Annotated in this window: 11 protein-coding genes; 8 read left to right on the top strand and 3 right to left on the bottom strand. The window is 60.8% G+C overall.

Features of this window, described 5'->3' with window-relative positions:
- The first annotated feature begins 41 nt into the window (after positions 1-41).
- Positions 42-497 carry a YaiI/YqxD family protein gene (locus PSH84_RS27540; RefSeq protein ID WP_122567508.1) on the top strand — a complete coding sequence of 152 codons (456 nt, stop codon included), beginning with the start codon at positions 42-44 and terminating at the stop codon, positions 495-497.
- Positions 498-620: 123 nt separating this feature from the next.
- On the opposite strand, the gene elbB is transcribed toward PSH84_RS27540, so the two are convergent.
- Positions 621-1,289, bottom strand: a complete 669-nt coding sequence (gene elbB, locus PSH84_RS27535; RefSeq protein ID WP_122567507.1) for an isoprenoid biosynthesis glyoxalase ElbB — start codon at positions 1,287-1,289, stop codon at positions 621-623.
- Positions 1,290-1,414: 125 nt separating this feature from the next.
- Here elbB and PSH84_RS27530 point away from each other — a divergent pair, with 125 nt between their 5' ends.
- Entirely contained in the window at positions 1,415-2,662 is a 1,248-nt protein-coding gene (locus PSH84_RS27530; protein WP_122567506.1) for a sterol desaturase family protein, read from the top strand.
- On the opposite strand, the gene PSH84_RS27525 is transcribed toward PSH84_RS27530, so the two are convergent.
- Positions 2,643-3,266: a DedA family protein gene (locus PSH84_RS27525; protein WP_122567505.1), complete on the bottom strand. Its 624-nt coding sequence runs from the start codon at positions 3,264-3,266 to the stop codon at positions 2,643-2,645. The two genes, PSH84_RS27530 and PSH84_RS27525, sit on opposite strands and share 20 nt — an antisense overlap.
- Before the next feature lie 204 nt (positions 3,267-3,470).
- On the opposite strand from PSH84_RS27525, the gene hemB reads away from it, so the two are divergent.
- A complete protein-coding gene (hemB, locus tag PSH84_RS27520; protein ID WP_122567504.1) occupies positions 3,471-4,484 on the top strand; it encodes a porphobilinogen synthase in 1,014 nt (337 codons plus the stop codon).
- A 17-nt stretch (positions 4,485-4,501) separates the two neighbouring features.
- Positions 4,502-6,718 (top strand): polyphosphate kinase 1, encoded by a 2,217-nt coding sequence (gene ppk1 / locus PSH84_RS27515; RefSeq protein WP_122567503.1) that lies wholly within the window; start codon positions 4,502-4,504, stop codon positions 6,716-6,718.
- A gap of 198 nt (positions 6,719-6,916) precedes the next feature.
- Here ppk1 and ppx read toward each other — a convergent pair whose 3' ends face one another.
- Positions 6,917-8,419, bottom strand: coding sequence for an exopolyphosphatase (ppx, locus tag PSH84_RS27510; protein ID WP_305468803.1), 1,503 nt, complete (start codon positions 8,417-8,419; stop codon positions 6,917-6,919).
- 369 nt (positions 8,420-8,788) lie between these two features.
- Between ppx and PSH84_RS27505 the strand changes: the two genes are divergently transcribed.
- From PSH84_RS27505 to PSH84_RS27490, 4 genes are all read left to right on the top strand, one after another.
- Positions 8,789-9,442, top strand: a complete 654-nt coding sequence (locus tag PSH84_RS27505) for a DUF1120 domain-containing protein (RefSeq protein WP_305468802.1) — start codon at positions 8,789-8,791, stop codon at positions 9,440-9,442.
- 248 nt (positions 9,443-9,690) lie between these two features.
- Positions 9,691-10,326, top strand: a complete 636-nt coding sequence (locus tag PSH84_RS27500; RefSeq protein WP_240998497.1) for a fimbria/pilus chaperone family protein — start codon at positions 9,691-9,693, stop codon at positions 10,324-10,326.
- A gap of 8 nt (positions 10,327-10,334) precedes the next feature.
- Complete coding sequence (locus PSH84_RS27495) at positions 10,335-12,926, top strand: fimbria/pilus outer membrane usher protein (RefSeq protein ID WP_439800571.1); 2,592 nt, start codon at positions 10,335-10,337, stop codon at positions 12,924-12,926.
- The gene (locus tag PSH84_RS27490; RefSeq protein WP_305468800.1) at positions 12,889-13,401 is read left to right on the top strand and encodes a DUF1120 domain-containing protein; all 513 of its coding nucleotides are present in this window, start codon (positions 12,889-12,891) and stop codon (positions 13,399-13,401) included. Before PSH84_RS27495 ends, PSH84_RS27490 begins: the two co-directional genes overlap by 38 nt.
- The last annotated feature ends 2 nt before the right edge of the window (positions 13,402-13,403 follow it).

Below are 13,403 nucleotides of genomic sequence, written 5' to 3'. Positions count from 1 at the left end.
GCCCGCGATGCTTTTCTTTTCAATTTAGAGGAAACCACTCAATGCGCGTATGGATCGACGCCGACGCCTGCCCCAAGGCAGCGAAGGAACTGGTGGTCAAGTTCGCCCTGAAGCGCCGATTCGAGGTGGTACTGGTGGCCGGTCAACCGCAGATCAAGCCGGCCCTGGCCTGTGTGAAATTGATCGTGGTGCCCAGCGGCCCTGACGCGGCGGACGATTACCTGGTAGAGCACGCCGTGCCGGGTGAGCTAGTGATCTGCAGCGACGTGCCCCTGGCCGACCGGTTGGTGAAGAAGGGCGTCGCCGCCCTGGACCCGCGGGGCAAGGAGTTCGATGCGCAGAACATGGGCGAGCGGCTGGCGGTGCGCAACCTGTTCACCGATTTGCGTGAGCAGGGTCATGTGGGCGGCGGTCCGGCGGCCTATAGCGAGCGGGACAAGCAGGGGTTTGCCAATGCACTGGATCGGATCCTGACGCGCCTGACCCGAATCGCTTAAGCCTGGCTCGACCTCCTGCGGGAGCGAGCTTGCTCGCGATAACGGTGTGTCAGCCAATACACATGCAACTGAACTGACGCCATCGCGAGCAAGCTCGCTCCCACAGGGGTAGTGGTGGTGGGGTCAGGCGTCGTTCTCGTGGGTCAGCTCCAACACCCGGTCCACCAGTTTGTTGATGCCTGAAGCCGCTTCGCTGATGTTCTGTGCCAGCATGTAGGCCGGGGTGCTGACCAGTTTGCGCGCGCGGTCTTCGACGATGTCGGTTACCGCGCACTCTTCGTGAGTGCCGCCCATTTTGCCCACGGCTGCCGCGGTGTCCGGGTCGTTGCCGATGGTGCACGTCACCCCCGGGCCATAGATTTTTGCCGCCAGGGCCGGTGAGATGCAGATCAGCCCGACCGGTTTACCCGCTTCGGCAAAAGCCTCGGTCAAGGCCAGGACCTCAGGCTGGACAGTGCAACCGGCGCCTTCGACAGCAAAGTTGGAGAGGTTTTTCGCCGAGCCAAAACCACCGGGTACGATCAGAGCGTCGAAATCCTCGGCGTTGGCTTCGCGCAAATCCTTCACGTTGCCCCGGGCGATCCGCGCCGATTCCACCAACACGTTGCGACTCTCGGGCATTTCCTCGCCGGTCAGGTGATTGATCACGTGCAGTTGGGCAATGTTGGGGGCGAAGCACTGGACTTGCGCCCCGCGCTGATCGAGGCGCAGCAGGGTGATCACGCTTTCGTGGATCTCGGCGCCGTCATACACGCCACAGCCGGAAAGGATCACTGCAATTTTTTTGCTCATGGGCTTTTTTCTCCAGATTCATGGCGTTAAATGTCTACTAATTTGTCACTCGTTGCCATAGGGGGATCGGGCAGCTACACCTAATCTGCCGACTATCTCCCTGCCTTGCATGCCCGGGTTGCGTCATGAACTTCATCCTGTATGCCGTGCCGTTCTTCTTCGTGCTGATTGCCGTCGAGTTGCTGGCCGATCGTTGGCGGGGCGTGAGCCACTACCGCGTGGCAGACGCGATCAACAGCTTGAGCACCGGCGTGCTGTCGACCACCACGGGCCTGTTGACCAAAGGCGTGGGGCTGGTGACCTACGCCTTTGCGTTGAAACACCTGGCCGTCATCGAATTGCCTGCCGACCGGGCCTGGACCTGGGTGTTCGCCTTCGTGCTCTACGACTTCTGCTACTACTGGCTGCACCGCATGGGCCATGAGCGCAACATCCTCTGGGCCGCCCATTCGGTGCATCACCAGAGCGAGGACTACAACCTGTCCACCGCACTGCGCCAGACCAGCACCGGGTTCCTGTTGAGCTGGATTTTCTACGTCCCGCTCGCCGTACTGGGTGTGCCGCTGGTGGTCTTCGTCAGCGTCGCGGCGTTGAATCTGCTGTACCAGTTCTGGGTCCACACCCAACACATTCCCAAGCTCGGCTGGCTGGAGTGGTGCTTCGTGACGCCGTCCAATCATCGTGCCCACCATGCACAGAACCCTCTCTACATGGATCGCAACTACGGCGGGGTGTTCATTATTTGGGACCGTCTGTTTGGCACCTTCCAAGAAGAAGACGATAACGAACCGGTGATTTTCGGCGTGACCACGCCGCTGGCGAGTTGGAATCCGTTGTGGGCCAACCTGCAGTTCTATGCCCAGCTGTGGGCCGATGCGCGGCGGACCGGGCGTTGGTGGGACAAGCTGCGAATCTGGTTCATGCCCACCGGTTGGCGTCCGGCGGACGTTGCAGCCCAGTACCCGCTGAACAAGCCGAACCTGAGCCAGTTCCGCAAATTCGCCGTGCCGCTGGACCTGCGCCAACAGTGGTACGTGGGGCTGCAGTTCTGCGTCTACATTGCCTTGGGCAGTTATTTGATGAACCTTGAAAGCAGCCTGCCGGTCGCCGCCCTGGTGTTGGGGTGGGGGGCGGTGGCGTTCGGTCTGTTCGTGTTGGGCGTGGCCCTGGAGAATCGCCCGTGGGCGCTGAAGCTGGAGCTGTTGCGGCTGGCCTCGAACCTGCCGCTGGTGTGGCTGGCGCCCTTGACCGGGTTGTGGCCGGTCAGCGCGGTGATGAGCCATGGGGCCTGGGTCGGGCTGCTCAGCTACAGCCTGCTCAGTGGCATCGGGCTGTATTGCTGTCGCAGCCGATTTACTCGGTTGGCGTCGTAGGTGCGTCGGACCTGGTTTGTTCCAGGCGTTCGGCTTCGAGGACTTTCTTGGCCAGACGCGCATTCTTGATGCGCCGGCGCAGCCACAGGACCAAGCCTAGCACCAGCAGCGCGCCGAGTACCCACAACTCGTATTTCTTGATGCTGCCCAGCATGCCTTCGAGCACCGCGCCGAAGTGGTACGCGGCGGCGGCCAGGGCCGTGGCCCAGATCGCCGCGCCGATGCCGTTGAGCAGCAGGTAGCGGCCCGGCGGATAGCCTGACAGGCCGATCGCCACCGGCATCACCGTGCGCAGGCCGTAGACGAAGCGGAAGCTCAGGACCCAGATGTCCGGATGCCGGCGAATGTGCTCCAGCGCGCGATCCCCCATCAACTGCCAGCGCGGCTTGCGCGCCAGGAGCTTGCGGCCGTGCTTGCGCCCCAGGAAATACCACAGCTGATCGCCGGCGTAACTGCCGCAGAACGCCACGACCACCACCAGGTTGATGTCCATGTAGCCACGGAACGCCAGGAAGCCTGCGAGCACGAGGATGGTTTCGCCTTCGAAAAACGTGCCGATAAACAGGGCCAAGTAGCCGAAGTCATGCAGAAATTGTTGGAGCATTGTCTGGGTGCTGGCGAAATGAACGCGCAGCCTAACCCTTCGGGCACATTCAGGAAAGTATCGAAATGTGTCTCGACGTGAACAATTCCTACAGAAGACAATGACTGCGACTACCGGTCGCGCTTAAGCACAACTGTCACGCGTTCGTCATAATGGTCGCTTATAACTGTCACGCTCGCCCGTCTGCGGGCTCAGGAGTCTGCCGTGAGCTTTACCCCCGCCAATCGTCTGTTCCCTGCTACCCGCCTGCGTCGTAACCGTCGTGATGAGTTTTCTCGTCGGCTGGTGCGTGAAAACGTGCTGACCACCGATGACCTGATCCTGCCGGTATTCGTGCTGGATGGGGAGAACCGTCGCGAAGCGGTGGCGTCGATGCCCGGGGTGGAACGCCTGACCATCGACCTGCTGCTCGAAGAAGCTGCCCACTGGGTCGAACTGGGTATCCCGGCGCTGGCCCTGTTCCCGGTTACGCCGCCGGCGCTCAAGTCCCTGGACGCCGCGCAAGCCTGGAACCCTGAGGGCATCGCCCAACGTGCGACCCGTGCCCTGCGTGAGCGCTTCCCGGAGCTGGGGGTGATCACCGACGTGGCGCTGGACCCGTTCACCACCCACGGGCAGGACGGCATCCTCGATGAAGAAGGCTACGTGCAGAACGACATTACCGTCGATGCGCTGGTCAGGCAGGCGCTGTCCCACGCCGAGGCCGGTGCCCAGGTGGTTGCGCCGTCGGACATGATGGACGGGCGCATCCAGGCGATCCGCGAAGCCCTCGAGGTGGCCGGTCACGTCAACGTGCGGATCATGGCCTATTCGGCCAAGTACGCCAGCGCCTATTACGGCCCGTTCCGCGATGCGGTCGGCTCGGCCCTGAACCTGGGCAAGGCCAACAAGGCCTCTTATCAGATGGACCCGGCCAACAGTCAGGAAGCCTTGCACGAAGTGGCGGCCGACTTGTCAGAAGGGGCAGACATGGTCATGGTCAAGCCTGGCATGCCCTACCTCGACATTCTTTGCCGGGTCAAAGACGAATTCAAAGTGCCGACCTTTGTTTATCAGGTCAGCGGCGAGTACGCCATGCACATGGCCGCGATCCAGAACGGTTGGTTGGGCGAAGGGGTAATCCTGGAGTCCTTGACCGCTTTCAAACGCGCAGGCGCTGATGGCATCCTGACTTACTTTGCTGTGCGCGCCGCCCAATTGTTACGAGAGCAGAAATAGCCTCCCAGGAACTTGCGATGAATACCGAAGGACTCTCCGAAGTTGCCGTAAAAGACGCTCAACCCGTGGTCGAGCAAGTTGCCGAAACGCCGCCGGAGCTGGAGCCTGCTCCCCCGGCTGTCGTCGAGCCCATCCCGGCGCCGGCAATTGCCATTCCGAACCTGGATGACAGCAGCCTGTACATCCATCGCGAGCTGTCGCAACTGCAGTTCAACATCCGCGTGCTGGAGCAGGCGCTGGACGAGTCCTACCCGCTGCTGGAACGGCTGAAATTTCTGCTGATCTTTTCCAGCAACCTGGATGAGTTTTTCGAAATCCGCGTCGCCGGCCTGAAGAAGCAGATCACCTTCGCTCGTGAACAGGCGGGTGCCGACGGTTTGCAACCGCACCAGGCCCTGGCCCGCATCAGCGAACTGGTCCACGGCCATGTGGACCGCCAGTACGCGATCCTCAACGACATCCTGTTGCCGGAGCTGGAAAAGCACCAGGTGCGCTTCATCCGTCGCCGCAACTGGAACACCAAGATCAAGACCTGGGTGCGCCGCTATTTCCGCGACGAGATCGCGCCGATCATTACGCCGATCGGCCTCGATCCGACGCACCCGTTCCCGTTGCTGGTCAACAAGAGCCTGAACTTCATCGTCGAACTGGAAGGCATCGACGCCTTCGGTCGCGATTCCGGCCTGGCGATCATCCCGGCGCCACGCCTGTTGCCGCGCATCATCCGCGTGCCGGAAGACGTTGGCGGCCCTGGCGACAACTATGTGTTCCTGTCGTCGATGATCCACGCCCACGCCGATGACCTGTTCCAGGGCATGAAGGTGAAGGGGTGCTACCAGTTCCGTCTGACCCGTAACGCCGACTTGTCGGTGGACACCGAGGACGTCGAAGACCTGGCCCGCGCCTTGCGCGGCGAGCTGTTCTCCCGTCGCTACGGCGATGCGGTGCGCCTTGAGGTGGCCGACACCTGCCCGAAACACTTGTCCGACTACCTGCTCAAGCAGTTCAACCTGCACGAGACCGAGCTGTATCAGGTCAACGGTCCGGTCAACCTGACCCGACTGTTCAGCATCACCGGCCTGGACAGCCACCCGGAACTGCAATACCTGCCGTTCACGCCGCAGATCCCGAAACTGCTGCAAAACAGCGAGAATATTTTCAGCGTGATCAGCAAGCAGGACATCCTGCTGCTGCACCCGTTCGAGTCGTTCACGCCGGTGGTCGACCTGCTGCGCCAGGCCGCCAAGGACCCCCACGTCCTGGCGGTGCGCCAGACCCTGTACCGCAGTGGCGCCAACTCGGAAATTGTCGATGCCCTGGTGGACGCGGCGCGAAACGGCAAGGAAGTCACGGCGGTGATCGAATTGCGCGCCCGCTTCGATGAAGAATCGAACCTGCAACTGGCCAGCCGTCTGCAAGCGGCCGGCGCGGTGGTGATCTACGGCGTGGTCGGCTTCAAGACCCACGCCAAGATGATGCTCATCCTGCGTCGTGAGGCCGGTGAGATCGTGCGTTACGCCCACTTGGGCACCGGCAACTACCACGCCGCCAACGCCCGCCTGTACACCGACTACAGCCTGCTGACCTCTGACGATGCCTTGTGCGAAGACGTCGGCAAGCTGTTCAGCCAGTTGATCGGCATGGGCAAGACCCTGCGCATGAAGAAACTGCTGCACGCGCCGTTCACCCTGAAAAAGGGCATGCTCGACATGATCGCCCGGGAGACGCAGTTCGCCCTGGACGGCAAGCCGGCCCACATCATTGCCAAGTTCAACTCGCTGACCGACCCGAAGATCATTCGTGCGTTGTACAAGGCCAGCCAGTCGGGCGTGCGCATCGACCTAGTGGTGCGGGGCATGTGCTGCCTGCGGCCGGGCATCCCGGGGGTGTCCCACAACATCCATGTACGCTCGATCATCGGGCGGTTCCTGGAGCATACGCGGGTGTTCTACTTCCTCAACGGCGGTGAGGAGCAGATGTTCCTGTCCAGCGCCGACTGGATGGAGCGCAACCTCGACAAGCGGGTCGAGACCTGCTTCCCGGTGGAAGGCAAGAAGCTGATCCTGCGGGTCAAGAAGGAATTGGAAAGCTACCTCACCGACAACACCCACAGCTGGAGCCTGCAGTCGGATGGTCGCTACATCCGCAACACGCCGACCGGCAACCAGAACCCGCGCAGCGCCCAGGCGACCTTGCTGGAGCGCTTGAGCAGCCCGGTGTTGGCGGTTCGTTAAACGCTCGGAGACGAGCTTGGCTTTTGTGGCGAGGGAGCTTGCTGTGGCGAGGGGATTTATCCCCGTTGGGCTGCGAAGCAGCCCTAAAACCTGGCAGCGCGGTGTGTCAGATCTACTGAGCCCAACCTCCCTGGGGCTGCTTCGCAGCCCAGCGGGGATAAATCCCCTCGCCACAAGAGATCGGTGTTGTCGCTGGACTCAGTGAATGTTCAGCACAATCCCGACCCGGGTCAGCCAGTCGGCTTCCTGGGCGAAGTCGGCCTGGGTCAGCTGGTTTTCTTCCAGCCAACCCTCGGGGAACATCACGTCCAGTTGATCGCCGTCGGCGTGCAGGGCCACTTGCGGCATTTCCTGGGTGCCACGGATGTGGTGGAACAGGATCGCAAAACGCAGCAGCACGCACAGGCGAATCAGCTTGATGCCGTCATCGCCGAACTCGGCGAATTTATCCTTGGGAATGTTGCGTCGATGGCCGCGCACCAATAGCGCGAGCATCTGTTGGTCTTCCCGGGAGAAACCCGCCAGGTCCGAGTGCTCGATCAGGTAGGCGCCGTGCTTGTGGTAGTGATAGTGGGCGATGTCCAGGCCCACTTCATGGACCTTGGCGGCCCAGCCCAGCAATTCGCGCCACACCCCGTCGTTCAAGTCCCAGTCGTCAGCCACCTGGTCGAAGGCATGCAGGGCTTTGCGTTCGACCCGTACAGCCTGCTCCAGGTCAACGTGATAACGCTCCATGAGCGAGCCCAGGGTGCGTTCACGCACGTCTTCGTGATGATGACGCCCCAGCAGGTCGTAGAGCACGCCTTCGCGCAGGGCGCCCTCGCAGTGGTCCATGCGTTGCAGTTCGAGGGCGTCGAAAATCGCTTCGAGGATCGCCAGGCCCGCCGGGAAAATCGCCCGGCGGTCGGGCTTGATGCCTTCGAAATCGATCTTGTCCGCTTCACCGAGCTTGAATACTCGGCGCTTGAGCCAGGCCAGGCCCTCGGCGTTGACCTCGCCGGTACCGTGGCCGCCCGCCTTGAGCGCCAGGCCGATGGCGCGAATGGTCCCCGAGGAGCCGATGGCTTCGTCCCAGGTCAGGCGGTGCAGGGCGTGTTCGATGCTCATGATTTCCAGGCGCGCCGCCGTGTAGGCCTGGGCGTAGCGGGCCGGGGTGATCTTGCCGTCGCGGAAATAGCGCTGGGTGTAGCTGACGCAGCCCATCTGCAGGCTTTCGCGCAGCAGCGGTTCGAAGCGCTGGCCAATGATGAATTCGGTACTGCCACCACCGATGTCCGCCACCAGGCGCTTGCCCGGGGTATCGGCCAGGGTGTGGGAAACGCCAAGGTAGATCAGGCGGGCTTCTTCACGGCCGGAGATGACTTCCACCGGATGGCCGAGGATCTCTTCGGCGCGACGGATGAATTCGCCACGGTTGCGCGCTTCACGCAGGGCGTTGGTGCCCACGATCCGCACCGCGCCCAGGGGCATACCGTTGATCAGTTGGGCAAACCGCTTGAGGCAATCGAGCCCGCGCTGGATGGATTCTTCGCTCAGTTGGCGTTCTTCGTCGATGCCGGCGGCCAACTGGACCTTCTCGCCGAGCCGCTCAAGAATGCGGATTTCCCCGTTCTGGGCCTTGGCGACGACCATGTGGAAGCTGTTGGAGCCCAGGTCGATGGCGGCGATCAGGGACAGATTCTTGGCTTGGGATGGCGGCATGGTCAAAAAGTCTCGGTCGATAACCTCGCCATCCTGCCACGATCGACGACCGCCGCCAACGGATGCTGCTGGGTTTCGGTCGGTGACGGTTTTGGATAGAAGCGATAATTACGCAGGAAAGTATTGTAGGAAAGTACCTATTGTTTTATGGGTGGTAGTAGTTTCCTACGATAAATGATGATGTTTCCTGCTTATCTTTAAGCGGCTTTTCCCGATACTTTCGCTCGGCAATTTCGCCGTGATGTTAGTTGTTGCGACTGTTGGGTTTCAGGAAGAAGTTCTGCCTGCTGAGTTAGGTGTGATAGGGGGAAGGAGTTCCCAGGCGTTGCATGATTAGCATCCAATTGATGCTATTTGAAGGAAATAGTAATGAAAAACAAATATGGTTTGGCGGCAATCACGCTTCTTGCATTGGCCTGCACCAATGCCCAGGCGGCTGACTTGCAAGTGACAGGTAGCATTGTTCCTGGCAGTTGCTCGCTGAATATTCCTACGTTGTCGGTCGATTATGGACGAATCGCTATCACGGATTTGAGCCCTGTCGATTACACCAAACTGAACAAACTGAATACGGCGTTCAACATCACCTGTGATGGACCGACACTTGTTGGTTTAACTGCTAGCGATAATCGGGCGGGCAGCAGAAAGCATGAAGCCATGGAAGTTATCAATCCTGGCCTTGCTCATCCGCTCAATAGCTTCGGGTTGGGGACAAACGCGGATGGCGATAAAATTGGCGCCTATAGCCTGCATGTGCGTAACTATTCGGTGGACGGAGGCACTGACTTCAAAACCATCCTGTCCGGAACTTCGTCGGCTTGGATCGGCGCTCAAGATTTTCTCCGTAGCGTGCCCCAATACGTTCTCACGTGGTCTCCAAATAGCGTCACTAGCCCGCACCTTTTGACATCAGTCACAGGTGAGTTGGAAATCGAAGCAGCGATCAACAATACAACCGAACTGGTTGTGCGGGATGACCTGCAAATAGATGGCAGCGCAACGCTGGAACTGAACTACATCTGATGTTATTGCCAGCCCCGATCCCGGGGCTGGCTCTTTGCTGGATATATTAGCTCTGCACGGCTGATCGATGCTGACGAAGGAAAGGTCAGGCGTCAGGTTGTGGCCGTTTCGAGCATTTTATTCAGATCTATGTATCGCTCCATGAACTTCGATTCGTGGCGGGAGAGTGTGCCTTGGACTTTTTACTGAAACTTGGATTTGCTTTGCGTGCAGCGCTGTACCTGGGTTGTTTTGTTTGCGGCTCGGCGATGGCTGCCGGCATGCAACCGGAAACCACGGTGGTTATCTTTTATGAAGAGCATGGCGAGGCCAATATCAACCTCACCAATACCGATGCCGGCCCAGCGCTGCTTCATTCAAAGATTGAACACATACCGGAAGACCCCGAGCTGTCGGTGATCGTGACGCCGCCGATCATGCGGGTCGATGCCGGTGAAACGCAGTTGGTCCGTTTGATCGGGGCCTTCAAGGAGCCGCTCAAGACCCAGCGTCTCAAGCGTGTCACTTTCGAAGGGATCCCGCAGAAGAAATCCGATGGCGGTGCCACGGTGGGCATCAACATTCGCCATAACTTGCCGGTGATCATCCATCCCAAGGGTTTGCCTCGGCATCAGGCGCCCTGGGAACTCTTGAAATGGACAGTCGACGGGGAAAACCTGGCGGTGCAGAACGACAGCCCCTACGTCGTGCGCTTGTCGGAGCGGGTGCATCTGAACCCACCGAACACCTCGGTTTCCCTGCCCCGCACCTATATCTTGCCGGGCGAGACCCTGACGGCCGCGCTCAAGGAGGCTGTGCCCGAGCTCACGTCGGTCACGATCCAGCCCGCGACGCTGTATGGGTTTGCGATTGGCAATTTTGATGCGCCGGTCGTGAGTCGATGATGAAGGTCATGTACGCGGCGCCGCGCCTTATCGTACGCAACAGCGGTCGTCGGTGGGTTTGCGGATGGACGGGCAAACGACTCTGGTCACGCAAGTGGATCTTGTCCGCAGCGATCTGGTGCGGGACCGATGGCTATGTGCTCGCGCAGGAACAAGAGGCTCAGTTCGGTGCCTCGATACTCTCTTCCCGAGGCGTCGACCCCGGTGTTTCGGATTACTTCCGTACCGCGCCGCGTTTTCACGAGGGCACACGCGTCGTGAGCCTGCGGCTCAACGGCAATCAACTCGGGTTGACCGAGGCGCAATTCGATCGCGATGGTGAGCTGTGCTTTACCCAAGGTTTGTTGGAGAAGGCCGGTTTGCGCGTGCCTGCTGCAATGATCAACCAAGGGGAAGGGGAAGCACCGACCTGCCATGACTTCCTTGCGCAATACCCCAATACGGTCGTGAGCCTGCGCCCCAATCGCGAAGAGGTCGCACTGGTGGTCCCGAGCGAGGCCTTTCGAGAGCAGGGGCTGAGCGAGGAAATGTTCGCCCGGGGCGGCCTGGCAGGGCTGCTCAACTACGATGTGCTGGGCCTGGAAAGCCAATCGCGTTCAGGCGGCGCAAACCGTTATCTCTCCCTGGCCACGGAAGCCGGCTTCAATCTGGGGGACTGGATTGTCCGCAGTCGCCAGCTTTACACCTCGATCAACGGGGTGCAACGCAGCGAGCATCTGTACGCCTATGCCCAGCGCGACCTGCTGCCTTTGCAATCGACTTTCCAGGTCGGACAGCTTTCCAGCAACAGTCCGGTGTTCGGTGGTGTGCAGTTCTCCGGTCTGCAGTTCTTTCCCGACGGCGTGAAGCGCGGCGGTGGCGCCAGTGGTGCCGTGGTGGAAGGGTTGGCCTTGAGTCAGTCCCGGGTGGAGGTCCGTCAGTCCGGTGCGTTGATTTACACAACGCTGGTGCCGGAAGGCCCCTTCACCCTCAGCAATTTGCCGCTCCTCAACGGCACCAGCGATCTTGAAGTGAGCGTGATCGAAGACAGTGGCGCAGAGCAGCGTTTTGTCGTGCCGGCGGCGTCGTTCCGGGGCACGGTTCCCGTTCAGTCGGGTTATTACCTTTCCCTGGGCCAGGTGCGTGGGTCAGGAGAAAGCGAGGGCGAGCAACCGTTGCTGGCGATGGGGAGCGCAAGCTGGGGGCTGGGGCAGAGCTCGGCGGTCAGCAGCGGCCTGGTGGGTGCGCAGACGTATCAGGCGATGGGGCTTGGGCTCGATACCCGACCACTGGCGAACCTTTCGGTTGGCGCGCGCAGCAACGTCTCCCATGACAAGGCCAGCGGCAGGTCCGGCGCGCGCAGCAGTCTTTCCCTGGGCACGGCGCTGGCCGACAACCTCGACCTGACACTCAGTGCCACCCGGCAGACGCCGGGCTACCGCGAAGTTTCAGAGATTCGTTACGTCGACAAAAATATCGAGCGGGATGATTTTCTGGCGTCGCGCTTCAAGAACCAATACACGGCCGGACTCAGCTGGTTCGATCCGGCGTTGGGTGGTTTCTCGATGGGTTACTCCCAATCGTCGCAATTCGATGACCAGACGTACGCGCGCTTGTACGGCTCCTGGAGCAAATCGTTCAAGCATGCCAGCGTGAGTGCCCACATTGATTCGGCGGTGGGCACATCAGGGTCATACGACGAGGGTGTGTCGGTACGCCTGCAGGTCAGCGTACCGCTGGGCAAGGACCGTCGCGCCCGTTCCTCTCTAAGGCATCAGGGCAGCCGTTCGACCCTGGCGGCCGCCTACAGCGAGCGCGTCAACGAATACCTCAACTATGAGGTGGGGACCGAGCAGGGGCTTAACCATTCGCAATCCCTGACGCGAGGCAGTGTCAACGCGACGCCACGTTATGCGCAGGTCGGGCTGGCGGCCAGTCAAGACCGTTTCAGCACTAATTACAGTGGCTACCTCAAAGGTGGTGTCGTAGCGCATGGACAAGGGGTGACCTTTTCCCCTTACCGGGTCCAGGAAACGTTCGGCGTTGTTTCCTTGGGGGGGGTTCCAGGGGCCAGGATCAGCACACCGCAAGGCCCGGTATGGACGGACGCGAAAGGGCAGGCGGTCATCGCCAGTTTGCCCGCCTACAACAACAGTCGTCTCCAAGTGGACACCCGGTCGCTGCCCAAGCGCGTGGATATCCAGAACGGCACCAAGGTCCTGAGCGCCGGACGCGGTTCATTCAATGCCGTCGACTTCTCGGTGGTCAATGTTCGCAGGCTGTTGCTGCATGCCCGCGACGAAGGCGGTCAGGCGCTGCCGCAGGGTGTCTCGGTACTGGCTGAAAATGACGACTTCCTGACCAGCGTGGCTGGCGACGGCATGATTTTCCTTGGCGACATCGATGGGCAGCAGGCCCTGAAAGTTGCGTTGTCCGGAGCCAGGACCTGCCAGCTTCAATTCGAACTGATGGAGAACAACGATGAAGATCTTCCCTATGAGACCGCTTCGGCGGTATGCCGTGACCTTCAGTCAAATGAGGCACTGGCGACTGCCGAGGAACCTGAGTTGCCTGAGTTGCTTGATGCTGATGCTGATGCTGACGAACCCAGCGAAAGCTGAACAATGCAGTGTGTCGCTGAGCCAGGATCGGGTCGATTATGGTCGCCTGCACTCCGGCGAGCTGCTTGTCGAGCAGCCGGGCCAGGCTGAACTGGCGCTCGGCAAGCGAACCCTGAACCTGAGTGTGGTCTGTCCCCAGCCCACCGCGATGGCTTTGCGTTTCGACAGCCCTGGCGCCGGCCCCGAAGCCTTCAGCCTGGGGCTCCACGGCAGTTTCACGCTAGGCCTCAAGCAGCCCCGGCTGGACGGGCAGGCCGTCGAACTGTTCCAAGGACGTGCGCGTTCCCTGGAGCAGGGCAGCCGTCTGTTGCCTGGCCAGACCCTGGTCGCCCGGCAGGGCGGTGTACCCATCCAGGGGCGGATGTTTACGGCGCAAGTCGAGATCGAGACCTACTTGCCAGCCAGTGCGACCCGGGTGCGTGATGAAACCTTGATTGACGGTCGTGGCCGCTTCGAGCTGGTCCCCGGCCACTGAAC

The organism is Pseudomonas beijingensis (assembly GCF_030687295.1).
Lineage (GTDB): Bacteria > Pseudomonadota > Gammaproteobacteria > Pseudomonadales > Pseudomonadaceae > Aquipseudomonas > Aquipseudomonas beijingensis.
The sequence above is the reverse complement of the archived record's forward strand: the minus strand, read 5'-3'. Positions and strand labels throughout refer to the sequence as shown.